Source organism: Haliea sp., assembly GCF_040221975.1.
In the GTDB taxonomy this organism is placed as follows: Bacteria; Pseudomonadota; Gammaproteobacteria; order Pseudomonadales; family Halieaceae; genus Haliea.
Genome location: NZ_JAVJWR010000025.1, coordinates 18,620 through 44,297 on the forward strand (window position 1 = coordinate 18,620; position 25,678 = coordinate 44,297).

The 25,678-nt window shown below is 62.6% G+C and carries 23 protein-coding genes; 10 read left to right on the forward strand and 13 right to left on the reverse strand.

The genetic code is table 11. The features are described from left to right. On the reverse strand, positions 1-1,383 hold the full coding sequence (locus tag RLO07_RS10045; RefSeq protein WP_462292004.1) for a YfcC family protein: 1,383 nt from the start codon (positions 1,381-1,383) through the stop codon (positions 1-3). Positions 1,384-1,553: 170 nt separating this feature from the next. Here RLO07_RS10045 and RLO07_RS10050 point away from each other — a divergent pair, with 170 nt between their 5' ends. After that, entirely contained in the window at positions 1,554-2,849 is a 1,296-nt protein-coding gene (locus RLO07_RS10050; RefSeq protein WP_462292005.1) for a serine hydrolase domain-containing protein, read from the forward strand. 26 nt (positions 2,850-2,875) lie between these two features. Here RLO07_RS10050 and RLO07_RS10055 read toward each other — a convergent pair whose 3' ends face one another. Together RLO07_RS10055 and RLO07_RS10060 are read right to left on the reverse strand one after the other, a co-directional pair. After that, positions 2,876-3,661, reverse strand: a complete 786-nt coding sequence (locus RLO07_RS10055; RefSeq protein WP_462292006.1) for a glycerophosphodiester phosphodiesterase — start codon at positions 3,659-3,661, stop codon at positions 2,876-2,878. A gap of 7 nt (positions 3,662-3,668) precedes the next feature. Beyond that, positions 3,669-4,532: a MipA/OmpV family protein gene (locus tag RLO07_RS10060; RefSeq protein ID WP_462292007.1), complete on the reverse strand. Its 864-nt coding sequence runs from the start codon at positions 4,530-4,532 to the stop codon at positions 3,669-3,671. Positions 4,533-4,631: 99 nt separating this feature from the next. Here RLO07_RS10060 and RLO07_RS10065 point away from each other — a divergent pair, with 99 nt between their 5' ends. Beyond that, entirely contained in the window at positions 4,632-6,278 is a 1,647-nt protein-coding gene (locus RLO07_RS10065; RefSeq protein WP_462292008.1) for a prolyl hydroxylase family protein, read from the forward strand. A 30-nt stretch (positions 6,279-6,308) separates the two neighbouring features. Here RLO07_RS10065 and RLO07_RS10070 read toward each other — a convergent pair whose 3' ends face one another. The 3 genes from RLO07_RS10070 to RLO07_RS10080 form a co-directional block, all read right to left on the reverse strand. After that, entirely contained in the window at positions 6,309-6,491 is a 183-nt protein-coding gene (locus tag RLO07_RS10070; RefSeq protein WP_462292009.1) for a hypothetical protein, read from the reverse strand. A gap of 141 nt (positions 6,492-6,632) precedes the next feature. Beyond that, on the reverse strand, positions 6,633-7,451 hold the full coding sequence (locus RLO07_RS10075) for a Rossmann-fold NAD(P)-binding domain-containing protein (RefSeq protein WP_462292010.1): 819 nt from the start codon (positions 7,449-7,451) through the stop codon (positions 6,633-6,635). Further along, a complete protein-coding gene (locus RLO07_RS10080; protein WP_462292011.1) occupies positions 7,448-8,047 on the reverse strand; it encodes a YtfJ family protein in 600 nt (199 codons plus the stop codon). The genes RLO07_RS10075 and RLO07_RS10080 overlap by 4 nt, the downstream gene beginning before the upstream one ends. Positions 8,048-8,151: 104 nt before the next feature. On the opposite strand from RLO07_RS10080, the gene RLO07_RS10085 reads away from it, so the two are divergent. Genes RLO07_RS10085 through RLO07_RS10095 form a run of 3 tightly spaced genes read left to right on the forward strand, consistent with a single transcriptional unit; the run spans position 8,152 to position 10,916 of the window. Further along, positions 8,152-9,246 carry a hypothetical protein gene (locus RLO07_RS10085; protein WP_462292012.1) on the forward strand — a complete coding sequence of 365 codons (1,095 nt, stop codon included), beginning with the start codon at positions 8,152-8,154 and terminating at the stop codon, positions 9,244-9,246. Positions 9,247-9,267: 21 nt separating this feature from the next. Then, positions 9,268-9,720 (forward strand): 2,4'-dihydroxyacetophenone dioxygenase family protein, encoded by a 453-nt coding sequence (locus tag RLO07_RS10090; RefSeq protein WP_462292013.1) that lies wholly within the window; start codon positions 9,268-9,270, stop codon positions 9,718-9,720. Between the two features lie 2 nt (positions 9,721-9,722). After that, the gene (locus RLO07_RS10095) at positions 9,723-10,916 is read left to right on the forward strand and encodes a cytochrome P450 (protein ID WP_462292014.1); all 1,194 of its coding nucleotides are present in this window, start codon (positions 9,723-9,725) and stop codon (positions 10,914-10,916) included. Between the two features lie 95 nt (positions 10,917-11,011). Here RLO07_RS10095 and RLO07_RS10100 read toward each other — a convergent pair whose 3' ends face one another. From RLO07_RS10100 to RLO07_RS10110, 3 genes are all read right to left on the reverse strand, one after another. Beyond that, entirely contained in the window at positions 11,012-12,469 is a 1,458-nt protein-coding gene (locus tag RLO07_RS10100) for a flavin-containing monooxygenase (protein ID WP_462292015.1), read from the reverse strand. A gap of 57 nt (positions 12,470-12,526) precedes the next feature. Continuing rightward, positions 12,527-13,270, reverse strand: a complete 744-nt coding sequence (locus RLO07_RS10105; protein WP_462292016.1) for a ribonuclease H1 domain-containing protein — start codon at positions 13,268-13,270, stop codon at positions 12,527-12,529. Between the two features lie 83 nt (positions 13,271-13,353). Then, positions 13,354-13,572: a hypothetical protein gene (locus tag RLO07_RS10110; RefSeq protein ID WP_462292017.1), complete on the reverse strand. Its 219-nt coding sequence runs from the start codon at positions 13,570-13,572 to the stop codon at positions 13,354-13,356. Positions 13,573-13,737: 165 nt separating this feature from the next. Between RLO07_RS10110 and RLO07_RS10115 the strand changes: the two genes are divergently transcribed. Continuing rightward, positions 13,738-15,594, forward strand: coding sequence for a DUF3604 domain-containing protein (locus RLO07_RS10115; RefSeq protein ID WP_462292018.1), 1,857 nt, complete (start codon positions 13,738-13,740; stop codon positions 15,592-15,594). Positions 15,595-15,609: 15 nt separating this feature from the next. Here RLO07_RS10115 and RLO07_RS10120 read toward each other — a convergent pair whose 3' ends face one another. Further along, positions 15,610-18,009, reverse strand: a complete 2,400-nt coding sequence (locus RLO07_RS10120; RefSeq protein ID WP_462292019.1) for a patatin-like protein — start codon at positions 18,007-18,009, stop codon at positions 15,610-15,612. A 449-nt stretch (positions 18,010-18,458) separates the two neighbouring features. Further along, positions 18,459-19,196 (reverse strand): SDR family NAD(P)-dependent oxidoreductase, encoded by a 738-nt coding sequence (locus RLO07_RS10125; protein ID WP_462292020.1) that lies wholly within the window; start codon positions 19,194-19,196, stop codon positions 18,459-18,461. 35 nt (positions 19,197-19,231) lie between these two features. Here RLO07_RS10125 and RLO07_RS10130 point away from each other — a divergent pair, with 35 nt between their 5' ends. The 3 genes from RLO07_RS10130 (at position 19,232) to RLO07_RS10140 (ending at position 21,887) form a co-directional block, all read left to right on the forward strand. Continuing rightward, the gene (locus RLO07_RS10130; RefSeq protein WP_462292021.1) at positions 19,232-19,534 is read left to right on the forward strand and encodes a hypothetical protein; all 303 of its coding nucleotides are present in this window, start codon (positions 19,232-19,234) and stop codon (positions 19,532-19,534) included. A gap of 75 nt (positions 19,535-19,609) precedes the next feature. Then, positions 19,610-20,896 (forward strand): aspartate aminotransferase family protein, encoded by a 1,287-nt coding sequence (locus tag RLO07_RS10135; RefSeq protein WP_462292022.1) that lies wholly within the window; start codon positions 19,610-19,612, stop codon positions 20,894-20,896. Then, positions 20,886-21,887 (forward strand): phosphotransferase enzyme family protein, encoded by a 1,002-nt coding sequence (locus RLO07_RS10140; RefSeq protein ID WP_462292023.1) that lies wholly within the window; start codon positions 20,886-20,888, stop codon positions 21,885-21,887. The genes RLO07_RS10135 and RLO07_RS10140 overlap by 11 nt, the downstream gene beginning before the upstream one ends. A gap of 34 nt (positions 21,888-21,921) precedes the next feature. Here RLO07_RS10140 and RLO07_RS10145 read toward each other — a convergent pair whose 3' ends face one another. Further along, positions 21,922-22,863, reverse strand: a complete 942-nt coding sequence (locus RLO07_RS10145; protein ID WP_462292024.1) for a hypothetical protein — start codon at positions 22,861-22,863, stop codon at positions 21,922-21,924. Between the two features lie 244 nt (positions 22,864-23,107). On the opposite strand from RLO07_RS10145, the gene RLO07_RS10150 reads away from it, so the two are divergent. Further along, entirely contained in the window at positions 23,108-24,496 is a 1,389-nt protein-coding gene (locus tag RLO07_RS10150; protein WP_462292025.1) for a mechanosensitive ion channel domain-containing protein, read from the forward strand. A 27-nt stretch (positions 24,497-24,523) separates the two neighbouring features. Here RLO07_RS10150 and RLO07_RS10155 read toward each other — a convergent pair whose 3' ends face one another. Then, positions 24,524-25,444 carry a TauD/TfdA dioxygenase family protein gene (locus RLO07_RS10155; protein ID WP_462292026.1) on the reverse strand — a complete coding sequence of 307 codons (921 nt, stop codon included), beginning with the start codon at positions 25,442-25,444 and terminating at the stop codon, positions 24,524-24,526. Positions 25,445-25,678 lie beyond the last annotated feature (234 nt).

The window sequence follows — 25,678 nt, forward strand, 5'->3', positions numbered from 1 at the left end:
TCACTGCCCGTAGCCGAACACCACCGCCAGCACCAGCACCACGGCGGCTGCTGCCATGAGTTTCAGCAGCAGCGGCAGGCAGAAACGGAACCAGTGGCCGTAGGGCACGCCGGCGATGCCGATGATGCCCATCAGCACCGCGTTGGTGGGGATGATCATGTTGGAGAAGCCGTCGCCAAACTGGTAGGCCAGCACGGCGACCTGGCGTGGCACGCCCAGCAGGTCGCTGAGCGGCACCATCAACGGCATGGTGACATAGGCCTGGCCGCTGCCGGAGGGCACAAAGAAATTGAGCAGGGTCTGGATCAGCAGCATCCCCACTGCCGCCGCTTCCGCGCCCACATGGGACAGCGGCAGGGACAGGCCGTGCACCAGCGAATGCAGGATCTGGCCGTCCTCCATCACCAGGGAGATGCCGCGGGCCACGCCGACCAGGATCGCAGTGGGGGTCAGCTCGATGGCGCCGCTGATGAATGTGCTGGCGGCGGTATCGGCATCCAGGCGTCCCAGCACGATGGTCAGCAGTCCCCAGGCGACGAAACAGGCGCTCAGTTCATCCAGATACCAGCCGTGTACCCGGATGCCCCAGGCGATGGTGGCAATGGTCAGCAGGAAACTGCCCAGAATCAGCTTGTGGTTGAATGCCAGCGTTGGGTAGCTGGTCGCTGCCTGGTCGCCGAGCGGACAGGGCAGGCCAGCCATCATCGAGCGCGATGGATCCGCCAGCACTTGCTTTGAGTAGCGCCAGACATGGTGGAAGCCGATCAGCACAAAGGGCAGGAAAATACCGACACGCAGGGGCCAGCCCGACAGTACCGGCAGTTCGGCGATGTTCTGGGCGATGATTACGGTGAACGGGTTGATCGCCGACACGCCATAGCCGATCCCGTAGCCGGCGACAGTCATGCCCACTGCAGTCATGGCATCCAGGCGCATGGCCTTGCACAGGGCCACCAGGATCAACACGAAGGGGATGTACTCGCCGGCGGTGCCGATGGCGCTGGAGGCCAGGGCAAAGCAGAACACGACCATGAAGATGAGTTTCTGCGGCTGCTCGCCAAAGCGCTCCAGCAGACGGCCGATGAGTGCATCGACAGTGCCGGTGGCGCGGGCCACTGACAGCACACCACCGAGAATCAAAACAAAGAAGATCACGTCCTGCGCGCTGGCAAAGGCCCGCGGGATTGCGGTCAGCAGTTGCCAGGGGGTGAGATAGTGACGTTCCTCCACCAGGGCAAAAGTGCCCGGGACCACTGCACTGCGGCCGTTGGCGAGAACCTCGGTTGCGAAAAAGCCCTGGGGCACAATCCAAGTGGCGATCATCGCCAGCACCATCATGCCAAACAGCAGGGTGAGAGTATGCGGTACCTTGAATCGGGTCATGCCAGTCCGCCGTCAGGGAAGATGTACCATTCTGGCTGCAGCGCCACGGTTTTGGAACCCGTTGCCATCTTCACGGTTCGCCGCTCCCCCACGCCTGCATTGCACTCCGCGCTGCTCTGGGCCTAGCATGGAACTATTGCTGCCTGATCCAGGCCAGCCGGAGCATGCTGATGAAACTACTGCGCAAACACGTTTTCCACCTGAGCGCTATTCCCCGTGACCTCGATTCGGTCATCACTGTCGACAGCAGGAAAGAAGTCGATCCCCGTGAGGTTGGCTTGCTGCAGTCTGACGTCGATCGCATCTGGGACGAGATCATCAGGCTGTACAAGACTGGCGTGCACCCGGCGATCAGCGCCTGTATCCGCCACCGGGGCAAGGTTCTGCTGTCCCGCGCCATCGGGCATGCGCGCGGCAATGGCCCCAATGACACCCGGGATAGCGGGAAGGTGCTCGCGACCCCCGATACCCCGATGTGCCTGTTCTCCACCTCCAAGGGCATCACCGCACTGCTGATGCACATGCTGCAGGAAGACGGACTGATCAATGTCGCCGATCCGGTGACGTTCTACGCCCCGGAGTTCGCGCGCAAAGGCAAGGAAAACATCACCATTCACCAGATCCTGGCGCACCGCGGCGGTATCCCGGGGTTACCGAAGAACGTTGCGCTGGAAGTGCTGTGGGACGAGGACCAGACCTGGGAGCTCCTGTGTGACTCCAAACCGATCGTCACGGACGGCTCGAGGCTGGCCTATCACGCCATTACCGGCGGCTTTGTGCTGGAGCGGGTACTGAGGCAGGTTACCGGTGGGGACATCAATGCCTATATCAATCAAAAGATCCGTGAACCCATGGGCATGAAGTATTTCAGCTACGGGATCGAAGCCGGGCACCTCGACGAGCTGGCGCTGAACTACGCCACCGGGCCCCGGCCCGGCCCGCTGCTGGGCGCCTTTATCAAGCGCGCCCTGGGCACCGATATCCGGTCGATAGAAAAGCTCTGCAACGACCCGCGCTTTCAGCAGGCCATCATTCCCGCCGGCAACCTGGTCAGTACCGCCGAGGAGGTCTGCCGCTTTTTCCAGATGATGCTCAACGGCGGCAAATGGGGCCGCCGGCGCATCTGCGCCGAGCGCACCGTGGCGCGCGCCACCCATGAATTCGGCAGCCGCACGCTGGACAGGACCCTTTTCATTCCCATGCGTTTCAGCGCCGGCCTGATGCTCGGGGACGAGCCTTTCGGTATCTGGGGCCCCAATAGCCGGCAGGCCTTCGGCCATCTGGGGCTGATCAACAAATTCGCCTGGGCCGACCCGCAGCGGGACATGTCGGCGGCGGTGCTGACCTCCGGACTGCCCATGATCGCTCACCACGTACCCGCTCTGGTGAGCATGATGCGCAGTATCGGCAATACCATTCCGGTCAGGGGGGGTAGCCCTCAAGCGTGTGCACTGCAAGTCGAGTAGCGGTCGGCGCGGGCCGCCTGTAATGGTCAATGTTCGCGGTTCACCAGCGCCTGCATCTGCAGAATCCGGTCAGTGAAAATCCAGTCGGCACCGCGGTGGGCTTCCCGTCTCAGGGCGCCGGCGTTTTCCACGAATCCGGTGCCGATCCTGCGTCCTGCCGCCCGCAGCAGCGCCAACCGGCGGCTGCCCAGCAGGGCGAAGGAGCCGGCGACGCCGCCGTGCCCCAGCGCCAGGTTCTGGCGGATGATGGCGCCGGCATTCATCCAGGCGACATCCACGAAGGCGGATCTGGGGATGTCGCGAAAGCCTTCCAGGTGGTCGGGCTCAAGCGACAGCAGGTGGTAATCCTGCCCCGGCTCCAAGCCTATGAGCGCGGCGGCAACCCGCGCCGGATAGTCCGGGCGCAAGCGCCAGGACTCTTTCACCTCCAGCATCAGGTGCAGGCGGCCGGCAAAGCGCTGGACTACTTCCTGCAGGTGCGGGATTGCCGGTATCGCCGCGCGCAGGGTGGTGAAGTCCGTGGCGGCAATGACCAGGTCCGGTCGGCCAAACAGGCGTCCGCAGTCGGGGTCATGGTGAATCACCGGTTCGCCGTCGCGGGTCAGGCGGATGTCCGTTTCCACGGCCCAGGCGCCGATGTCCGCGCAGAGCTGGAACCCCGCAAGGGTATTTTCAATGGCGGCATCGGGGCCGTGGGCGCCGCGGTGGGCGACCAGGCGTACATCCTTGCCGCGCAGGCTGCTGCGGGCGCCGGGTGCCAGTGCCCAGGCGCGGTTGGCGAGGTGGTTGGCGATCGCCGACAGGTTGGGCATGGCCAGTCTATTGCCCTCGCGGGCGTTGCACGGTGCGCTTGCTGTCGAACACCGACCAGATGAAGCCGCCGCCGAAGTTCACGGTGTAGTCCTTCTCGAACAGCGGGCTGTGGCGGTTGGCGGCACCCTGGTGGCTGATGATCTGGGTACCGCCGAACACCTGGAAACGGTCGGTGAAGTTCCAGCGCGCGAACAGGCTGAGCTGGGCACCGAAGTAGCCCTCGCTCGCTTCATAGGCGGGGCGGTCGGCCGTAGCGAACTCGGGAGCGACGCCATAGAAAAAGTCGTGCAGCTGGCGGTCGGCCCAGATGGGACGCAGGGAAGCACTGGTTTCCAGCTGCGGCCAGAGCAGGCCCCAGTGGCGATAGCGCAGCATGGGCTCGGCGACGTAACCCTGGTGATCAATGCCCCTGAAATCCGTGGAAAAAACCGCCCGCGCCTGCAGCGCCAGGTCGAGTTCACCGTAGCTGTTGTCCTCGAATTCGTAACGACCAAGCTTCAATCGCAGCTGCGGCCCCACCTCGAACAGGAAGTCCAGGTCCGGCATGCCCTCGCGGCGTTCATTGCGGTCGCTGCGGGCATCGAAGGCGGCGTCGAAGGACATGGACAGCTCGAAGCGCGAGCTCTCCGCCGCCACCGCCCGCGCCGCCTGGCCGTCGCCCACGCGCAGCACGTCGCCACGGTACACCACATAGGGCAGGGCGATGGCGCGGGTGCTGCGTTCCGAGGAGGAGGGATAGTCCGGCGTATAGAGGACCCCGGTGCCGAACCCCAGTTCCCACAGCGGCAGCTCCTCCATGGGGGGCTCCGCTCGCACGCTGGCGGCAAGCAGTAATCCGGGCAACAGGCGAAGGAGAAAGGTCAGCGGCATTTGGGCTCCCAGGAGTGGGGGTCAGGTCTCGCATTGTAGCATCCGATTGAATGCTACAATGCGAGATCTGACCCCAACCCTTCACGAACAAGCGGACAGATGCAATCAGTACAGCGGAAGCACGCCTACGCCGGGACTCTGGTCATGGCCGAAGATCCCATGGTGGCGGTGATGGAGCAGGTTCTCACGGAGGAGGAAATGGCCCATGTCATCACCTTGGCCGGAAGCCGCATGCAGCGGGCCAAGGTGTCGCTTGATGACTCCTACACGATCACCGAGGGGCGTTCGGGCAGCAATTGCTGGATCAGCTACGACAGCGACGATGTCATCGCCCGGATCGGGCAGCGGATTGCCGGAATCGTGGGCATCCCCCTGTCTCACGCGGAGGCGATGCAGGTCATCCACTACGGCCCCGCGCAGGAATATCGGGCCCACTACGATGCCTATGACCTGGCAACAGCGCGGGGCCAGCGCTGCTGCGCCTACGGTGGTCAGCGTCTGGTGACGGCGCTGGTGTATCTGAACACAATCGAGGAGGGCGGGGCCACGTCCTTTCCACGCCTGGACGTGAGTGTTGCCGCTGCGCCGGGCCGGATGGTGATTTTTCACAATACGGGCGACGACGTGGGCGTGCCGCATCCACGCAGCCTGCACGCCGGCACCCCGGTGCTCCGGGGGGAGAAGTGGGCCTTCAATATCTGGTTCCATGCGCGCCCCATGCGCGAGCGACAAACGTTTGCCGCGGTTGCCGACAGCGACCGGGCACAGGGTGCAGGTCTGGCGCCGCCTCCCGCGATGGAGGCCAAGGGCACAGTCAGTGACCACTTCAGCACCAGAATCAACCGCGCCTCTGCCATTTTTGCTGCCGCACTAGAGTCCCTGGAAGTGGATATCGCCGCGCTGGAAGAGCCGGTCTGTTTCACGTACTGGGATACTTACGGCAACAACATGCTGCCGGCAGAAGGCCTGGTTGCGGGGCAGAGGGTGATCCGCCTGCTGGACCGGCGTATCAGCAATCCGTTGGCTCACAAGGGCGATCTGGCGAAGCTGCTGCGGGAGCGGGGTCTGACCCACCTGGCGCCTCCGACCTATGGCTCGATTGCCGCCGCCCTGGCGGCGCATCCCGATGACACGACAGTCTGGTATTTCAAATCCATTTACGGCACCGGCGGCAAGGGCATGTTCTGTGTCTCGCACGGCGATCTGGAACAACAGGTGCTGCCAAAGGACTTCATTCTTCAGGCCGGAGTGCGGGACATCGAGCTCAACACCGGACGCAAATTTACCACCCGCATCTATCTCCTCATCTGGGCGGGCGACTTGTACTTCTACCACAACGGTTTTACCGTTACCCATGGTCGCGATTACGAGCCTGACAGCACGGATTACGCCGTACAAATCGACCATCGTGGCTACGAGAAGGCCGATGGAGCGGTCAGGGTCGCGCCGGGGCTGGGCAACGCGACCTTTCGTCGTTTCCTGCCGGCCCTGGGGCGGCTTGCGCAGGAGTTGGTACCGGCGCTGGCGGAATGCCTGCATGCTTCCGATCGCGACACCTATCTGGTACTGGGTGTCGATACCCTCCTCTGCCGGGATGGCACGGTGAAACTGATCGAGATCAACACGGCGCCGAACTTCATCCATTCACCCGAGGTCAATGCGGAAGTCAACGTACCCTTCTTCGAGGCGGTGATCAGGACCCTGCTCGGCGGCAGTGATCCGCGTCTGGAGCGAATCGAGACCTGACCCCGAAGCTCGACTTGACCCCAAAACTGCTTAAACCCCGGCCGGGAACCGGTCGACTTCGCGCCAGCCGGCGGAGTGCGGGTTGATGTCCAGGGTGCTGTGGCCGGCGTCGGGCTGGCTCCAGTGCAGCAGCGGCCCCACTCCCCAGCGACTCCCCAGCGACTCCCCCGGTAACAGTACCGGCCCGGGGCGCTGTGCCTGCAGCAGGTCCATCGCCTGGAGGGCAGCACCGCGCAGGCTCTGCTCTGTCGGGCGACCGGGGCGGGGCCCGTAGCCGGGATACTCGAGAGTGATGTCAGCCGCACTGCGGCGAGTCCCTGTGTTGTCGGTGCGGCCTGCAAGCGGACACTGCGTTCAGCTTCCGTCGTACAGCTTCGCATAGGCGAGGCTGTCGGCGTTGTCGATCAGAGCGCCGTTTTCCAGCTCTTCAGTGCGGGCGCCTATAACCAGCATCGCCCGGCCCAGTTCGGTAGCCGTTATCACCAGTCGGCCCGGTCGCAGCAGCAGTTCCAGCAGGTAGTGCGGCAGGTTTGCCTGTTCACTGGTGGGTCGCACGAATGCCGAGCGGTAGCTGAATGTGCGCAGGGCCGTGTTCTCCGCCAGCGCTGCCAACTCGCGCTCGGCGCGGCCCTTTTCACGGGCCCAGTGAGCGCTGCCGTCCGGGTCCGTGCCCATGCCGGTAACGTAGTGGAATGACAGCGGTCCCCGCGGTTCAGCCCCCAGCCAGGCGGTCACGAAGGCAACGGGGAAATCGACATGAATGCGGGTATAGGCGGCATCATCGACATTGAATGACGAGGTACCGAGGCCCCAGAGTACCGTGCTGACTTCGCTCAGTACTGGTGCGAGCGCGCCATAGTCGGTGAAGTCCCGGTGCAGGTGCATCTCGACCTTGCCCGCGGCAACGCCGGCATCAATGCGGGGTGATGAGCGCCGGGCGACCACGTGAACCCTGTCCACTTCCGGTGCTTCCATGGCGGCCTTGAGCAGGCCATCGCCGACGGTGCCGGTGGCGCCAAACACCATCACCACGCGATTGGCCCCGGGATGGTGCGGCGTATTGGGAGCCGGGACCAGGGTGCCCTGACCGAAATGTCCCCAGACTGTCAGGCCCGCGACCAGCAGCAGTAAGGCTGTAGCGGATATGATGGCCACTGATTTGATTATGCTCACGGCAGGGACCCGGTCTGCTGTGTATCGATCCAGCCCTGAATCATGGTCAGCACCTGGTCGATGCCGGCCTTGTCCAATGGCCCTTCATGAAACAGGGCGATGGCGCCATCCGGGGCGATCACCGCGATGGCGGAATTTTTTTCCGCCAACTGCCAATGGCTGAGTCCGGCACCCGCTTCATCCGCCACCAGCACCGCGTCCGGGTGCTTCTTCTTGTTGCTCTCCAGCTCCCCCAGCACGAATCCCCGCGTGCCCCAGGCCGCATCCGCCAGGTTCAGGATCGTGGTGACCCGCAGCTGACCCGGTGGGAATCCAGCCGCCTGGAGGGCATCGGTCAGGGGCTCATTGAGTTTGCTGGTGGAGATGCGCGCGGCCATGTACTGGATAACCTGCGGCTGCCCCAGGCCGCTGTCCGAGTGCCAGGGCTGGAAGTGGCGGCGCCCATTCTCAAGCAGCAATTCTCCCTGGTCTTCGATCAGCAGCGGTGGCAACGGCTGGCCTGCCGCGAGCGGTGCGTTGGCCTGGGCGGTGCTGAGGGCGAGCAACAGGGACACTCCCAGCAGCAAGCGCAGGCACTGTTCTGCAACGTCTCTCATGGCGTACTCCTGGCGGCGTGTCTGCGGTAAATTTTGCGGCTATTGTGTCGCATTCGCACAAGGTACGGTATCCTCGGCTAACAACCATTAGTCTGGAGTGCGCCATGCTGTCACAAATGGACGACTATCCGCTACACCAGATTGCGGATCTGATGCGTTTCGTCGGTACCTCGGATCGCAATTTCTACGACCGCTACTACTTCAACCTGCACGCGTCCAGTGACGAGCTGTTCATGGTCATGGGTATGGGCCAGTACCCGACCCTGGATGTGCAGGACGCTTTCGTGGTGGTGCGCCGGGGCGACCAGCATCACGTCGTGCGAGGTTCCCGCGAGCTGGGGCACGACCGCATGGATACGTCGGTCGGCCCCATCCGCATCGAGGTGATCAAGGGCCTGGAGAAGGTGCGATTTATCGTCGAGGAGCGGCCCGGGCAGCCGCTGGCCATGGATGTCACCTGGGAGGGTGCGATTCCCGCCTACCAGGAGCCGCGGCACTATGTCCGCAAGCACGGCCGGGTGCTGTTCGACAGCATGCGCTTCGCTCAGACCGGTTGCTGGACAGGTAAGCTGCGCATTGGCGAGGAGACCTTCGAGGTGACCCCGGACCGCTGGAAGGGCAGCCGTGATCGTTCCTGGGGTATCCGCCCGGTGGGCGAGTTCGAGCCCCCCGGCGTGCATGCGGGCACGCCCATCATGGAGGGCATGTGGAACTACGCGCCGATGCAGTTCGACGACTTCTCCATCCTGTATATCGTCAATGAGCACAACGATGGCCAGCGGGTGCTGGAGGATGCGGTTAGAGTGTGGAAGGATCCGGCGCGGGAGACCGAGTGGCTGGGGCGCCCGGAGCACGACCATCACCTGGTGGTGGCCAAGCCCTACCAGTCCTTCATCGACCGCTCGGTGATTCGCTTCCCCGAGGCCCCCGGTGGCCCGCTGGAGGTGGCGGTGACGCCCCTGACCCATGTCTGGGTGATGGTCGGCACCGGTTACGGCCTGGAGCCGGACTGGAAGCATGGCATGTACAAGGGCAAGGAAGTGGTGGAACACTTCAGCCTGGATCTGGAGCAGGACAAGGAGCGCATGTTTGGTCTGGTAGATAACGCCGCCCGCTTCGAACTCAGTTCCGGCGAAGTGGGTTACGGTCTGTTCGAGTACTGTTTTTTTGGCAACTTCGACCGCTACGGCGTGGCCTGAGGTCGATTACAAGGAGAGCAAGTGAACGTGCACAGCGCATTGGCGATACATATCGGGCAGGAGGAACTGCCTTTCGTGGACATCGGCGACGGCAGCCTGCTGAAGGTGCTGCAGGTGAAGCCCGATGAGGGCATCTGGGTCATCGAGAACATTTTCCAGGCGGGCTATGAAGTGGAAACCCACCGCCACACGGGGCCGGTGTACGGCTTTACTACCTCCGGTGCCTGGAAGTACAAGGAATACGATTACGTGAACCGGGCCGGTTCCTTCCTGTACGAACCCGCGGGCTCCGAGCACACGCTGCAGTGTATCGAGGACGACACCCGGGTCTGGTTCCATATGACCGGTTCCAACATCAACCTGGACGCCCAGGGCAATATCACCTCGGTGGTTGACGGTGCCCTGACCCTGGAGTTCTACCTGGCCATGTGTGAGCAGCAGGGCCTGCCGCGGCCGCAGGTGCTGGTGGGCTGAGCATGGAGATCGATGTCTACAGCCCCGACAGCTATACCCGTGGTATTCCCCATGAGCAGTTCGCCTGGTTGCGTGAGCACGCGCCGGTGTACTGGCACGAGCATCCCGATGGCGGTGGCTACTGGGTCCTGAGCAGGCACGCGGATATTGTCGCTGTATCCCGGGATTTCAAGACCTTCTCCGCCCAGCAGGGCTTTGTCATGGTGGATGACCTGCCGCCGGACATTCTGGCAATGGCGCAGAACCAGTTGCTGGGCATGGATCCGCCCAATCACGGCCCCATTCGCCGCGCGGTGATCACCCGCTTTACCTCCCGGCGTCTGGCGGCGCTGGAACCGAAAGTGCGGGAGATCGCCCGCGCGGCGATGGCCCGGGTGCCGGTGGGCGAGGAGATCAACTTCGTCGACGATCTCGCAGGCGACCTGCCCACCGCGGTGATCTGCTCGCTGCTGGATATTCCCGAATCCATGTGGCCGCAGATCCGGCGCTGGTCAGACCTGCAGACCTCCGGCTCCGACCCGGACCTCGGCGGTGCCCCGGAGGAGGTCACCCAGGCCTCGATCGAGATGGGCAGCTACGGTTACAGCCTCGCCAGCGAGCGTCGCGATGGTGACGGCGAGGATCTGGTGTCCTTGCTGGTCAACCAGGAAATCGACGGGCACCGGGTGTCGGAAATGGAGTTCGCCTCCCTGTTTGTGCAACTGGCAGTGGCCGGCAACGAAACCACACGCGGCCTGATCAGCTCGGGCATGGACCAGTTGCTGCACCAGCCGGACCTGTATCGGGAACTGGCGGCAGACACCAGCAGGTTGCCGCTGGCCGTGGAGGAGATGCTGCGCTGGACCTGCCCGCTGCACTACTTCCGGCGCACCGCTACCTGCGACACCGAGATCCGCGGCCAGAAAATAGCTGCGGGCGAGCGGGTAGTGATGCTCTACAGTTCAGGCAACTTCGACGAGGAGGTCTTCGCTGACCCCATGCGCTTTGATATCAGCCGTGATCCCAATCCGCACCTGGCCTTCGGCCACGGCATCCACCTGTGCCTGGGCGCCAACCTGGCGCGGCTGGAGGCGCGGATCTTTTTCGAGGAGTTCTTCCGTCGTTTCGCCGGCATTGAGCGCACGGGGCAGCCGGTTTACATTCGCTCCAACAATATCCACGGCTTCAAGCAGATGCCAGTGCGGTTGCGGGAATAGGGCGGGACAGGTCTCGTTGCGCGCCCTGTCGCAACGTTCCCAGGCAGATTCCGGTGCGATTGCCTGGGTGGCAGGCTGGAGTCGAGCGGCTGGAATCAGTGGCAATCGTACTCCTGCAGGCCGCTGGCATCGTGCAGTTTGCAGAACTCGCGATAATTCCCGGGAAACAGGAACGGCGCGTGGCCGGCGGCATTGCGATAGTAACTGTGGCAGTCGCTGGCACCCCAGGAAAAGCGCTCGAACCTGCCTGCCATCCAGTCGTTGTAGTCCGCGAAGGCTTCTTTTCTTACCTCCATGCGCCCGGCACCGGCCGCGCACATTTCCTGTAGCAGCCTGACAATGGTTGCCACGCTCTTTTCCGCGGTCTTGAAGTAGGACACGTTCAGCACCAGACCATTGGGGCCCACCGCGAAAAAATAGTTGGGAAACCCCGGCACCGAGATTCCCTTGTGCGCACGTGGATTGTCGGCCATGACATCACCCAATCGAGTTCCATTGCTGCCGGTGACTGTGATCCGGTCAAAATCCAGAATCCGGTAGCCGGTGCAGTAGATGATGATGTCGACGTCAATCTCGCGACCGTCAGTGGTAACCAGCCCGGTGGCCGTGACAGCCTGCAAGCCGGCGGCGACCAGTTCCACATTGTCCCGGTTCAGGGCGGGGTAGAAGTCGTCGGACACCAGGCCCCGCTTGCAGCCGTAGCGGCTGTCGGGGGTCAGTTTTTCGCGCAGTTCCGGGTCGCTGATACTGCGGGCAATGAATTTCTTCGCCACGTTCTCGAACTGATCCATGCGTTTGTGACCCAGAGTGACCGCGTACTCGACCTGGCCCATCAGCGCGTTCTGCCATTTACGCAGCAGCGTTATCAGCAGCGGAAAACGGCGGGCAAGGCGCCGCTGCCTGGCGGAGTAGGGCTTTTTGCCGCGGGGCATGATCCAGTTGGCAGAGCGCTGCAGCACCGTCAGATGTCCGGCCACCCTGGCTACCTCGGGCACGATCTGCACTGCGCTGGCTGCCGAGCCCACAATGGCGATGCGCTTGCCCGTCAGGTCGACCGCGTGGTTCCAGCGGGTGCCGTGCCAGCTGTCGCCCTGGAACAGGTTCATGCCGGGCACATCCGGGAACAGCGGTGTGTGCTGGTTGCCCATGGCGTTGATCACCACATCGTACTCCAGCGCCTCGCCGCTTGCGGTTTCCAGGCGCCAGCTACCCTCTGGCTGAAATGTGGCGCTGGTGATCCGGGTGTTCAAGCGCAGGTGGGGGTCGAGGCCGAATTCCGTCGCGCAGCGCGCCAGGTAAGCCTGGATTTCCGGCTGGTCGACAAAGCTGGCGCTCCAGTCCGGGTTGGGGGCATAGGAAAACGAGTAGGAGTGAGCCCAGACATCGCAGGCAAGACCGGGATAGGAATGCAATCGCCAGGTGCCACCGGGGGCGTCGAGTGCGTCGATAATTGTAATGTGCCTGAAGCCCTGGCGCAGCAATTCGCGACCGCTGGCAATTCCTGCCGGCCCGGCGCCGATAACTGCGACACGCAGGGTGGAAAGGTCTGGCATGGTGCGGTCCCTGTTTCAACGAAGCCGGTTTATTTGCAGACATGATTCACTGTCTGTTCAACCCTTTCTCATCGCCAGCAACTCGTCCGTGGACAGTGTCTCGGTGTAGCGGACCAGCCCGGTCTCCCGGCGCTCCACCGCCAGCATGGACATGCGATCCGCCAGCTCGTTGCCTTCGATACCGGCGTGTCCCCGCACATGCAGCACCTGCACGGTGTTGGCGATTTCCAGGTAGAGCGCATGGGCCCGCTGAATCAGTTCCAGGTTCTTTATTTCTCCACCCTTGCGGGTCCAGCCCTTCGCTTTCCAGCCGAAGGCCCAGCTGGTGATGCAGTCGATTGCATACTTCGAGTCGCAGTGTATGGCGACACTGAGCTGCTCGGCAACGGCCGCCCTGGCAAATTCGAGGGCGTGGTGCAAGCCCAGCAGTTCGGCGGTGTTGTTGGTACCGGCGGGATTGTAGAGGCCATGCCAGAGCTCTGCCAACGCGCCCTGGTGGTAGATGGCGATACCGGTGCCGGCCTGGCCGGGGTTTGGGTCACAGGCGCCATCACAGTAGATATTCACCTCGGCACTGGCGCCGGCAGCCATCGCGGTCCCGGACTTTTTTGCTGCTGTCTTGCGCGCGGCGGGGCGCGCCGGGGCGCCCTTGCTGTAGGCGGCCTCGGCCTCCACCCGGGTCGGGAACGATTTGTAGCGGGCACCGGGAAAACCCTTCACCTGGCGCTCCGCCTCCGGCCAGCTGGTGTAGAGGCCGGGCGCCTTGCCGGTCCAGACAACGTAGTATTTTTGCTTCGCCATGGGTGGGGCCTTTTTTTGCGGGTGGAGAACTTGGCACAAACCAGTGGCGGTCGCAAACACTATCTGGCTCGCCTGGCGGATGGTCAATCCCTGACCACCAGCTGTGACTTGGTGCGCTCCCGGCGGTGAATGGCGTTGTGAGCCTTGGGCAGCAGCCAGCGCAGGTTCCGGCCCAGGCCCCCGCAATTGATTTCGCTGTTGTGCAACTGCCGATGGCCGCCGGTCACCAGGCGACCGTGTACCGCGGCCTGCATGCTCTGGATCGGGGTAGTCGGTCGTTGCCCCAGGAAGGTGTCCGGCATGGGTCGACCTTGTCCGTGTAATGCCATGGATGGTAGCAACTCGCCGCCGCATTGCGTTCATCCAGGCTGCCATAGCCCCGCTCAGTCTGTATGATTGAACTGCTCGTTTGCGCAGACGCTGCGGGCCAACCAATCAGGCAGCAAGATCGGGAGCAAACAGATCTGATGAATAACAACAACCGGACACTATTGGCGCTGCTGCTGTGGCTGCCACTGACAGCGGCAGCACAGGGCAAGCAATTGCTGTGGGGCGATACGCATCTCCACACCACCTTCTCCTCTGACGCCTTCGCCAACAACAACCTGCTCGCGGATGCGGATACGGCCTACCGGTACGCGCGGGGCTTGCCCGTCATCCACCCCTACCACAGGGCCCGGGTACAGATAGATACGCCGCTGGATTTTCTTGTGGTTTCCGATCACGCCGAATACCTCGGGGTGATCAGGCACCTGTATTTCAACGGCTCGGAAGGTGTGGAAACTGGTTTCGTAGACCAGTTGAAAGCCGGCTTCGTCGGCTGGCTGCTGCGTCGTCGGGTGGACGCAGGACGCGGCAGCGAGCTGTTCATGTCGGTGCTGCCCGAGGCGGATGCGGATCCCAGGGCGGCCGCCGCGGAGCCTCTGGGCTCCAGCATGATCCCGCCCCTGCCCAAGGTGGAGGCGGATACCTGGCGCCAGATCACCGATGCCGCCGAACGCTATAACGATCCCGGCAACTTTACCGCGATGATCGGCTGGGAGTGGAGCTCCATACCCGGTGGCGCCAACCTGCACCGCGTTGTCGTTACCGACGGCGACGCGAGCAGCGCGCAGCAATACCAGCCCTTCGGCCTGGATGACAGCCCTTACCCGGAGGATCTGTGGCGCTGGCTGGCGGAGACCGCCGCTGCGACCGGGGATGATTTTGTCGCCATTCCACACAACTCCAACATCTCCAAGGGCTTCATGTTCGACGACCAGACCCTGCGCGGTGAGCCGGCAAGCGCGGAATGGGCGGAGACGCGCAGTTACTGGGAGCCGGTGGCGGAAATTACCCAGATCAAGGGTGACTCCGAGACCCATCCCGCGCTGTCCCCGGACGACCCTTTCGCCGACTTCGAGACCTATCCCTACTACATCCAGCAGGGTACCAGCGACTACCTGCCCCAGCCGGGTGACTACCTGCGGCCGGCGTTGCTGCGGGGCCTGGGCCTGGAGGCGACAACCGGGGTCAACCCCTACCGTCTGGGCTTTATCGGCTCGACCGACTCACACACTGCCCTGCCGTCGGCTGAGGAGCGCAACTTCCACGGCAAACTGGCCACTGATTCCATTCCCGAGAACAAGAACAATCGTTGGGACGGCGGTGAGGGCCCAACCGGCTGGGCGATGTCCGCCTCGGGCCTGGCGGCGGTGTGGGCGGAGTCCAATACCCGCGAATCCATCCTGGAAGCGCTGCGACGGCGTGAAGTGTATGCCACCACCGGCCCGCGTATCGGTGTGCAGCTCTACGCCGGCTGGAACCTGCCAGTGGTCGAGGTGGATGGGGTCGAAGACTGGCGCGCGGCGGCGGCGGCCGGCGTGCCGATGGGCAGCATGCTGCCGGCGCCGGGACAGACGGGCCTGGCCCCGCAAATTCTGGTGCAGGCCACGCGTGACCCGCTGGGCGCCAACCTGGACCGGATCCAGGTGGTAAAGGGCTGGATCGACGCCGCGGGTGCGACGCATGAGCGCATCCATGACGTGGCCTGGTCCGGTGAGCGCAGCGTCGCAGGTGGCCAGTTGCCCACTGTGGGCAATACAGTCGATGTGGCCAGCGGGAGCTGGGACAACAGTATTGGCGAGCCCCGGTTGGCCGCGCTGTGGCAGGATCCCGATTTCAACCCGGCGCACACAGCGTTCTACTATGTGCGGGTACTGGAAATTCCGACCCCGCGACATTCGTTGCTGGATGCGATTGCCCTCGAAGAGGAAGAGGCCGCGGGGCAGCCCGCGACTCTGCAGGAACGGGCCTACACCTCACCGGTGTGGTATTCGCCCTGACCCCGATGCTTCACCTCAGAGACCGTTGGCGTCCGCTTCCAGCTCGGTGATCAGCTCACTGATCTCTTGCAGATGCGGTGCCTCTGCCTTGAGGATCGCCAGGAACAGCGCTTTCTTGATTGCGGTGAGGTCGACACCCGCCGCCACCGCTTCGGGAACTGCGCTGCCGACAATGTCCACCAGCCGCTCGGCGGCAGTGAGCCGACCCCAGAGGTAATCGTTTTCGCGGAAGCGGCGTGAGAAGAAGGCGCCGAAATTGCCGAACTGCACGCCCTTCAGTACCTCTCTGGCGCCACCCTGGCGCAGGGTGTTGGCGTCGTCCACGGCAATGCGATCGACCTTGATCTCTTCCAGGGCATCCAGGTTCTGACTTCGGGTCATGGGGAAGGTCAGTACGTCGTACTGGGCAAAGCCAAAATACGCGGTGAGGATTTCCCGCACCAGGATCATGTCGTCCACTTCGTGACACCAGGCCGCAAGCTCTTCGTCCAGCGCGTCATCGAATTCCACCAGGTCCAGGTTCTCCCGCAGCTGTACCAGGAAGGCATTGAGGTGGTCTCCCTGCAGGGTGGCACCGGAGCGCTGCAACTCCTGACTGCGCCAGTTCAGGTGTTCGCGCAGCTGCTCGGCGCGGTGGTACAGGCGCAACTTGAGCCGATCGAGCTGTTTCTGCAGCCCCGCAATCCCGGCGGTACCCGGGTCGGTATACAGTTCATTGCTGCGCCGAATCAGCAGTAACACCCGGCGCATGCGGTGACGGATATCGTAATTGCGCAGGAAACGCACCCAGGGGGCAGCCTCGCGATAGCGGGCGCTGCTGGCGGTCTCACCCATGGGGCGGATCCGTTTCATCCGCGCCCAGGCCTGCATGCGCGCGACTGCGTCCACCCGGCTCAGGCCTCGAGTGCTGTGCTGGAATAGTGCCGTCAGCTCATCCAGCAGTCCCAGCACCTTGAGCCGGGTGTAGCCCTCGTAGGCATAGCCGGCGTCGACGGCGGCGCGGGTATTGGCATCGATGCGCCAGCGGCCGATGGCGCTGGCGTCAGGCGCAGCGGTCAGTTCTGCGTCCAGTAATGCTCCCATGCTGGCCATGACCTGGGCCCTGACGCTGTCGGCGACCTCGCGATGCAGGTGCACCTGTTCATTGAAACGGGCAATCCATTCGAGATCGTCGCGAATGGGCTGGTGCCTGGGGATGTTGGACATTGCGCCCAGGATAGTCTTGAAGAACCCGGGAATCTCGTGGTCTATCTCCCGCTCCACCTCCGGGTTGGGCTCCAGGTAGACCAGCCGCCGATCGGTCTGGCGATGGGCCGGGTGGCGCTGCACGGCGTCGAGTGCCACCGAGACCGGCTTGTTCATCAGTACGCTGCCGTCGATAAAGGCGGCATCTTCCGCCGTTTCACCGGCACGGCGCGCGGTCTTGAACTGGTCCCGGATAAAGGCCTCCCTTCCCGTCCAGTCCCGCCCCCGTTGCTGCAGCAGGGCATCCATTTCCGGCAGCCGGGTGGGCGGGAAAGCGCCGGGAAAACTGCTGGTGGCGCGTGCCGCAAACGCCAGCGACGGCAGATGGTCGCGCCCCAGGGTGGAGTTGCTTTCCCCGCCCTGGTTGAAGTGGTGGTGGAACTGGAACAGGTGTCGATGTTCCCGCTCCGTGATCTCGGGTGGATCGTGCAGCGCAATGGTCTGTGGTTGACCCCAGAAATCCGTCGTCGTGACGAATAGTTCCAGCGGCTGCCCCGGCGGCAACAGGGAATCGTGGCTGCCCGGCTGTTCCTCGCCCATGGCCTCCAGGGCATCGAGCATCATTTCGCTCATGCGCGGGCCGGAAAAGGGGGGCTCGAACCAGCGCGAGCGCATGAACAGTGACAGGTTGTGCAGAACCTCCGGGTCCTTGCTGGCATTGCCCAGGCGGCGCGCCCGCCGTCGCTGGTGCCACCCGGCGAGCCAGAACAGCGGCCGCATGAAGGCCTTCGACAAGCGACTGGCCCGCGCCTCGGGATCCAGCAGCTCATCAACGTCGGCCAGCTCCAGCCACAGTTTGCGATGGTCATCCAGGGACAGGTCGAAGGCCAGCGCCCGCGCCAGCATGATGCCGTTGATGCCGCCGGCGGAGGCGCCGGCGATGACATCCACCAGCACCCGCAGCCGCACGGTGCCGCCAATCTGCTGCAGCAGCTTGAAGTAGACCGCTTCGGTGTCCAGTTCGCCGCGATGCCGGCTCTCGTCCTCGTAGCGCGCACTGGCTGCCTCGTCCCCGGCCAGCGCATGGTAGGCGCGCGACGCCCGCACCAGCTTGAGGATTTCCCGGGTAATGCCGTGCATGTAGACTGCGAGGGAGACACCGCCGTAGCACACCAGGGCGAGGCGCAGTTCCCGTTCCGGAATGGCGCCGGGTGTGCTGTTGTCGGTCATGCTCGTAGCTCCTGTTCCAGTGACCGGACGACCCGGGCAGCGGTGCCCCTGTTGGCATACGGCGGGGAATTCACCAAGACGCGCCAGATCGCGCAGGGCCTTGCCGATCCGGCACTGCGGGATGGTCAATCATCATGCCATTGTCCACATCCGGTAGCGTTTCACGGCTTGAGCGACCCCGCCCCTCCTCCAGAGCGACCGGGACGTGAGTCAACGACCTTCTCAGTGTACTTCAATGAGCAACGAAGGACAGCGAGCCCGGGGTGGAAAATTGGACTGGTGTTACCAGATAGCGGTGCCAGAGGACTTTCGTGCTGGACAAAACAATCCCCGCTTTCGCCAGATTCGGCTTGTGCTGCGTCTGTCCTTTTCTTGTCGCGCGTTGTCCTTTCAAAGTGGCGCAGGCCTCCCGTGTCCAACAATGCGAGATAGACTCTCGTGCGGGGCGATCAGGCTGTATTGCCACCGTCAATGGGAATGGCCGTGCCAGTAATTTGCGCGGCACTATCGGACGCAAGATACAGGCATAAAGCGGCTACTTCCTCCGGCAGGGTGATGCGTCCCGTTGGGCTGTCAGCATTGTTTTGCGTCATTGCAACCTCGTAATCGATGCCACGCTGTGCGGACTCTGCTTTTAACATGGGAGTATCCACATCACCCGGGCAAATCGCATTAATACGAATTTTATCCCTGGCATGATCCAATGCCATGGCTTTGGTCATTAATACCAGACCACCCTTGCTGGCACAGTAAGCGGCTGCCAGTTCTCCACCTTGCAACCCCCAGTCAGAGGCAATATTCAAAATGGTACCGCCTGCTTTCTTCATGTGCCGAATGGCTGCTCTTGAAAGAAAAAACGGCGCATCCAGATTCACCGCCATGGTGTTTGCCCACTGTTCATCTGACGTGTCTTCGGCGGTATGCCTGTGAATTACGCCTGCGCAGTTGATTAATACATCCAGGCGGGAAAACTGTGACATGGTAAATTCGACCAGGTTATTGCAGGCCTGGCTATTGGTCAGATCGCCCGCCCAAGTGATGGCACCGTCAAGGTTGTCAGCTGCTGATTTGAGCCGCTCTTCGTTGCGACCTGCCAGTACGACTTGATAACCCTGCTGACTGAACACTGCGGCAGTTGCTGCGCCTATGCCGGAGCTGGCTCCGGTGATAATGGCTACTTTGGGCATGTAAAGCTTCCTATTTATTTCCGTAAATTGTCCACGTGGAATCAAGTTTCCATCCCAGTATAGCGCTTGTGATTTTTTGCAACGCCCTGGCCGGGTTGTTCACCACTTCTCTGCTGCATCGGGCTGAAGACGTGAGAGAGAGCATGCTTGCAGCGGCGACCAAGACACTGAAGGTTCCACCCCTTGATCCAGCAGGTGTTGACACTATCGAGGGCGTCGGTGGAAAGATTACTCCGCTGCACCTGAATATTCGTGGGCCGAGACCCTTCGGAGAGAGTGTCTGGCAGATGGGTGGTATCGGCTTCCGGTGGGATGATAGCATTCCCATGCAGAATTGATCTGCGCCGGGGTCTGAGCGCCGTCAGTCGATCATTCATTAGTTAATTCCTGCTTCCATCAGCCGGGGCCCATCAATGCCAAAGCCATCCTTGCAACAGCGGCGCGACCTCGCCCTCGGGCCGGGAGCCGAGCTGTTCTACGACGAACCCGTGGAGATCGTTCGCGGCCAGGGCTGTTATCTCTTCGATCCCGACGGCAATCGCTTCCTGGACCTTTACAACAACGTGCCCTGTGTCGGCCATGGCAACCCGGTGGTCGCAGATGCCATGGCGACGCAGCAGGCAACGCTGAACGTGCACAGCCGCTACCTGCACGAGGGAATCGTGACTTACGCGGAGCGGCTCGCCGCCCGCCACCACGAAGGTATCGAGAGTGTGATCTTTTGCTGCAGCGGCACCGAGGCCAATGACGTAGCCCTGGCCATGGCGCGCGACGTCACAGGGCAGCGTGGGATCGTTTGCAGCGACGCTGCCTACCATGGCAACGCCGGGCTGGTGGCGGCGCTCTCCGGGGGCGGGAGGGGGCAACACAGGAACAGCGCGATTCGGGGTTTCCCCTACCCGGACTGCTACCGGCCGCTCGCCGATGGTCTCGGTGACGCCGAACTATGTGACGCATACCTGGAGCGGGTCGTTGCCGCCATCGCGGCGCTGAAGCGTGAGGGCCACGGCCTGGCGGCATTCATTGTCTGCCCTATCTTTGCCAACGAGGGGCTGCCGCGGGTACCAGCAGGCTTCCTTGCCGCAGCCACGGAACTGGTACACCGGGAAGGCGGACTCGTGATTGCAGACGAGGTACAGTCCGGCTTTGGCCGCACAGGGCACTGGTGGGGCTATGAGACCATGGGTTTCCGCCCGGATATCGTGGTGATGGGCAAGCCAATGGGCAACGGCCTGCCGCTGGCCGCCGCGGCCGCCAGCCGGGATCACGTCGCGACTTTTCGTCGGCAAACGGACTACTTCAACACGTTTGCTTCGACGCCTTTGCAGGCAGCCGTGGGCATGGCGGTACTGGACGAGATCGAGCGGCTTGGGCTGGTGGCGAATGCGGGCGCCGTCGGTGGACGGCTGCTCAGCGCCCTGCAAGACCGAGGGAATCACGGGGGAATCATCGGCGAGGTGCGAGGCTGCGGCTTGTTTGTCAGCATCGAGATCGTCAGCGACCCGGTAGCAAAAACCCCGCATCCGGAACTCGCCAGGAGACTCGCCAATCGATTCAGGAACCACGGTGTTCTCCTTGGCAACGCGGGGGCCTTCGACAACGTGTTGAAGCTGCGCCCACCCCTCGTATTCAGCGACGCCGACGCCGATGCCTTTCTTGCCGTCTTCGATGCCTGTACCGAGGGTCTGGATGGCGGATAAAGAGGCGGCTGAAACTTATCTGCCCGCCGCCCGACAAGCACTTGCTGAATTCCCCGTTGCGGTCCAACAAATCCGGACTGCGGCGATATCCGAGAATGTCAGTTTTCGCGTAACGACCGCCGATGGCAGCGATTTCGTGCTGCGATTGCACCGGCCTGGCTATAATTCGCTGCGGGAGCTGGAGTCAGAGGGACTCTGGCGCGACGCGCTCGCGGAAGCAGGACTCCAGGTACAGCGCGCACTGGCAGCCCGCGACGGGCGGCATTTCATACCGGTTACTATCGAAGCCACTGGTGAGCGACGGTACGCGAGCCTGGTCAGCTGGCTGCCCGGCCAGGTTCTGGGCGGCGGCCCGCTGGCCGTGGCCGGCGCCGCGGAGCGCCAGGCGATCTTTCGCGACCTGGGCCGTTTCGCAGCCCGCATCCACAACCAGGCGGCCGGATGGCAAGAACCGCCCGGGTTCGAGCGGCCGCGCCTTGATAGCGACGGGCTTCTCGGTGAGCAACCGCGGTGGGGACGCTTCTGGGAGCATGGCGCGCTCACGCAGGCCGAGCGGTCTCTCCTGCTTGCGGTACGGGAACGTCTTCGCGCGATGCTCGAGAGCTACGGCGCCAATGCGGAAAACTTCAGTCTGATCCACGCTGACCTGCACCCGGAAAACGTGCTGATCGACCCGCAGGGGCGGCTCGGCGTCATCGACTTTGATGACTCGGCTTACGGCTGGCACGGCTATGATCTGGCCTCGGCGCTCATCGAGGAGCACTGTGCCGAGGATTTCAGCGCACTGCAAGGTGCACTGTTGGCAGGCTACCGCGAGTTCCGGACACTACCGGCACGAGACGAAGCCATGCTGCCACGCTTCATGCTACTGCGCGGCATGGCGCTCACCGGCTGGGTTCACGAACGCCCGGAACATGCTGGCGACGAGTATTTCGAGGGTATACGCGCCATGGTTCTGGCGCGCAGCCGCGCCCTCCTGGAAGAACCCTGACCGCGCCACAAGGTACAATACGGGTACGTAGGGTCTATTTGAGCTTGCGAAGCGCGAACCCACCAAGGCCGCCCGCCAGCAGCACCAGAAGAGATAACGGGAGAGCAGGCACGGGAGTGGGAGGTGCCGGTAGAGCGCCACTGACGTTGACCGTCTCGCTCAGGGCCGTCGGTGAAAGATCCGCTGTCAAGCTGCTATCGATGCTTGCGAAGCTATTGAACTGCTGCGCATTGGCTGTGGCGTTGGCGGTATCCGTGCTCCCCGTCCCGTCGATTTCCGCAATACCGGCAAAAAACATCAACCGACGTGTGGAATTGGCCGGTACTGTAAGAGGGAAGGTGGCCCCGAGGCCCTGAGTGCCGGAACAGTCGAAAACGGTTTCGGTGTAGGCGGAGGGCGTAAGGGCCCCACCGGGCAGGTAGAAAACACTGGTATTGATTTCACTGGAACCATCCCAGGTCTGCGCCCAGTTGTCCGCCGTGGTGAAGCTGGTATCACCCGAGGATGTGCTGACCAGGGCCGTGCCGCTGTCTGACCCGAAATTGGCCGGCACCTCCACTGTCACCGAGAGGGGACTCCCGGTCGGGTTGGTGAAATTGGCGAGTAGCCGGAAGGCTTCGATAGTGTCGGAGAACAGGTAATCGGCCGATACACTCAACCCCGACAGGGTCTGCGCCGCTACCGATGCGGTGGAGCCTGACGTGGTGATGGCGCCGGAGAGGGGCACCCCATCCACCCAGATGCCCCAGGCGTTGTCGTACATGTCGCTATCGCCATCTGTCGATTGCGCATCGCTCAGCAGGGAGGCTGGAGAGCTTTCGCAGCTACCCGTAAAAGCGCCACCGTCAGTGCCACCTGTTGCAGTAAAATCCCAATTACTGCCCAGTGTGGTTGTGACAGACTGCGCCTGGGCACCATTACTGGCCATCCAGGCAGTGCAGGCCAGTGCAAGCCCGAGTTTAATGTGTAATTTCATTGACTTTCCACCCTATTTTATGCCATTTACCCCGAGCATTGGCCATCTGGGGCGAGAAGTCAAGCCAGGCCTGGCTGCTGATTGGAGTCGAGGCTCGTTGCGACCTGTCAGTACGACCTTGTAGTCCTTGCTTGCCAAAAGCACCGGCTACCCGCCTTGGTTCAGGGCAGCTCAAGCGTTCGCTAAAACGAGGCAGACACGGCTATAATCCAAGGATGATCACGACCATCGAGAGCCACTGACAGTGACGCGATTGCAGCTATCCCAGCTGGCGTTCATCCTGTTGACTTTGTCAGTGAGCATCAGCGGGGCACACGCAGAACAGCCGGCGGAGGGACAAGCTGCCGATCCCACCTCAGTGATCGAAGCCGCCCCGCGCGCACTGGCGGACCAAACAATCCAGAAGCGTATCGAGGATATCTACGCGCAGATTGATGCGCTGGCCAAGGTCGATGTCTCGGTACAAGAGGGTGTCGTTACCTTGTCCGGACAGGTCTCCAACGATGCGCAGGCGCAGAGGGCTCTGGGGTTGGCGAACCGGCTGGAAGGTGTCGTCACCGTCGAGGACGAAATCGAACGAACCCTCGACGTAGAAGGCAACGTGATCCCGATACTGGACCAGTTTGCCGCAAAACTGAAGCTGTGGATGAGAGCCTGGCCGCTGATGATGCTGTCATCTCTGGTCTTCGTGTGCATTGCCTTTGTGGGCCATCGCTTCGCCAACTGGGGAGCGCTGTGGAATCGAGTCGCGCCGAATATCTTCCTGGCTGAACTCATGGCCCAGGCAATGCGGGTGGCCTTCCTCATACTTGGCCTTGTGGTTGCACTCAACCTTCTGGGGGCAACGACGCTGATGGGGACAATTCTGGGTGGTGCCGGCCTGCTCGGTCTGGCCATTGGCTTCGCCGTGCGTGACACCATGGAGAACTACATATCCAGCATCATGCTGAGCCTGCGTCAGCCTTTCCGAGCGAACGATCACGTCGTGATCAATGAACATGAAGGCAAGGTTGTTCGGCTGACGTCCCGCGCAACGATTTTGATGACACTTGCTGGCAATCACCTCCGTATCCCGAACTCAATGGTCTATAAGGCCGTTATCCTGAACTACACTCGCAACCCGGAGCGCCGCTTCGAATTTGATCTGGGAATCGATGCCGCCGACGACCCGGTTGCGGCGATGGCAACCGGACTCGAAGCGATCCGGGGCATCGAACACATGATCGCTGACCCCGGGCCCAATGCCATCATCAAAACGGTTGGTGACTCTACCATCGTGATTACGTTCATGGCCTGGATGGACCAGACGATAAGTGATTTCGGGAAAATGCGGAGCCTGGCGATAAAGGTGGCGAAAGACGCGATCGAGCAGGGCGGCTTCACACTTCCTGAGCCGCTATACCGGGTTCGACTCGAAGACGTCAGTGGGCGACTCGCCGTGCCGCAGGTCGGTTCGCACCCCGAGGCGACGCGGAGCGTAGCGGAGAAAGAAAACCGGCAGAAGGCGGGCGCTCCACCCAATGACCCAGTGCTGGACGTGAGTCCTGATCGGCATATTGAAGAGATGGTCAATGATGAACGTTCTCAAAGTGGTGATACCGATCTGTTGGACAGCGCCAGGCCGGTAGAGTGAGCGGGAATCGCGCCAGATACTGATGCTTCAGGCACTCTCGGCCTGCATCAGTCGTCCCATCGCCACGGTGCTCTTCAGCGTCGTGCGATGTACCAGGCGGGAGACGTCCGGCGGGTTGCCAAAGGCGTGGTGCATGCTGCGCAAATTGTCCCACAACACCATGTCATTGGGCTGCCAGTGGTGCACATAACTGAAGCGTGAGTCGGTCGCGTGGGCGACCAGTTCGTGCAGCAGTGCATCCCCTTCCTCTGCCGGCAGGCCCAGGGCTTCGCGCAGATGCAGCGGGCTGACACACAGCGCCTTGCGGCCGCTGACGGGGTGTCGCCACACCAGCGGGTGGACAGTGTCCGGGAAATGCGGATAAAAGGCTTTTTCTCTCTCCAGATTGGTTTCGTCATGGCGCTCGACGTTGGGACGTCCGAAGCGCATTTCTCTCGGGTCTGCGATGAACCGGAAACGTGCCTCAAGGTGTTCGATGCGCTGTTTGGTGGTTTCCGGCAGCGCGTCGTAAGCCGCCGCGGTGTCAATCCAGCCTGTCTCGCCGCCGGTGTAAGGCATCTCCAGCATGCGCAGCAAGGCACCCCGGTTGGGGGTGGTGGTGTAAACCAGGTCAGTATGCCAGGGGATGCGCCCCACTGTGGCGACCCCGTTATAGTGGTAAACAGGCGCAGTTTCGTCGCTCTTGCGGTTGGATAGCCAGATGAGCTCCGGATAGCCCTCAACCCGGATGTTCTCGATAGGGTGCACTTCCAGCTCACCAAATGCGCGGCTCAGTGCCAGCTGTTTTTCCGGACTGTCGCCGATGCCGCGAAACAGCAGGATGCCGGCATCCTGCCAGGCTTCCACCATGGCGTCGCGCGTCGAGTCGCTGATCTCGCGGTTCAAGTCCAGGCCCCGGACCTCGGCGCCGATACCTCCTTCCAGCGGGAAGATCTTCAATTGCTGCATCGTTGGTGCTCCGCATGAATGATCGAGATGCTGAAGGGTTGATGTTAGGCCCTTGGCGGCGGCGATTCCAGCGCTGTCGGGTATGCTCAGTTGAGCCAGGCGGCGTTCACTCGCACGCCAGGCACTAGTGGGCTGCGCGGCTAATTCGGTAACATTCAGCCCTCGCACAAGCGTTGTGGGCAAGGCGCGCGAGCGCAGGACTGGCCGTCGCCAATTCAAGTGAGCGCAACGCAG

Excerpts from the sequence above, each read along its gene's own strand:
- RLO07_RS10060 (WP_462292007.1), bottom strand. The coding sequence starts at position 4,532 with ATGCCGCTGACCTTTCTCCTTCGCCTGTTGCCCGGATTACTGCTTGCC.
- RLO07_RS10115 (WP_462292018.1), top strand. The coding sequence starts at position 13,738 with ATGAATAACAACAACCGGACACTATTGGCGCTGCTGCTGTGGCTGCCA.
- RLO07_RS10045 (WP_462292004.1), bottom strand. The coding sequence starts at position 1,383 with ATGACCCGATTCAAGGTACCGCATACTCTCACCCTGCTGTTTGGCATG.
- RLO07_RS10135 (WP_462292022.1), top strand. The coding sequence starts at position 19,610 with ATGCCAAAGCCATCCTTGCAACAGCGGCGCGACCTCGCCCTCGGGCCG.
- RLO07_RS10080 (WP_462292011.1), bottom strand. The coding sequence starts at position 8,047 with ATGAGAGACGTTGCAGAACAGTGCCTGCGCTTGCTGCTGGGAGTGTCC.
- RLO07_RS10120 (WP_462292019.1), bottom strand. The coding sequence starts at position 18,009 with ATGACCGACAACAGCACACCCGGCGCCATTCCGGAACGGGAACTGCGC.
- RLO07_RS10095 (WP_462292014.1), top strand. The coding sequence starts at position 9,723 with ATGGAGATCGATGTCTACAGCCCCGACAGCTATACCCGTGGTATTCCC.
- RLO07_RS10105 (WP_462292016.1), bottom strand. The coding sequence starts at position 13,270 with ATGGCGAAGCAAAAATACTACGTTGTCTGGACCGGCAAGGCGCCCGGC.
- RLO07_RS10145 (WP_462292024.1), bottom strand. The coding sequence starts at position 22,863 with ATGAAATTACACATTAAACTCGGGCTTGCACTGGCCTGCACTGCCTGG.
- RLO07_RS10070 (WP_462292009.1), bottom strand. The coding sequence starts at position 6,491 with ATGGACCTGCTGCAGGCACAGCGCCCCGGGCCGGTACTGTTACCGGGG.
- RLO07_RS10085 (WP_462292012.1), top strand. The coding sequence starts at position 8,152 with ATGCTGTCACAAATGGACGACTATCCGCTACACCAGATTGCGGATCTG.
- RLO07_RS10110 (WP_462292017.1), bottom strand. The coding sequence starts at position 13,572 with ATGCCGGACACCTTCCTGGGGCAACGACCGACTACCCCGATCCAGAGC.
- RLO07_RS10140 (WP_462292023.1), top strand. The coding sequence starts at position 20,886 with ATGGCGGATAAAGAGGCGGCTGAAACTTATCTGCCCGCCGCCCGACAA.
- RLO07_RS10100 (WP_462292015.1), bottom strand. The coding sequence starts at position 12,469 with ATGCCAGACCTTTCCACCCTGCGTGTCGCAGTTATCGGCGCCGGGCCG.
- RLO07_RS10155 (WP_462292026.1), bottom strand. The coding sequence starts at position 25,444 with ATGCAGCAATTGAAGATCTTCCCGCTGGAAGGAGGTATCGGCGCCGAG.
- RLO07_RS10050 (WP_462292005.1), top strand. The coding sequence starts at position 1,554 with ATGAAACTACTGCGCAAACACGTTTTCCACCTGAGCGCTATTCCCCGT.
- RLO07_RS10055 (WP_462292006.1), bottom strand. The coding sequence starts at position 3,661 with ATGCCCAACCTGTCGGCGATCGCCAACCACCTCGCCAACCGCGCCTGG.
- RLO07_RS10125 (WP_462292020.1), bottom strand. The coding sequence starts at position 19,196 with ATGCCCAAAGTAGCCATTATCACCGGAGCCAGCTCCGGCATAGGCGCA.
- RLO07_RS10065 (WP_462292008.1), top strand. The coding sequence starts at position 4,632 with ATGCAATCAGTACAGCGGAAGCACGCCTACGCCGGGACTCTGGTCATG.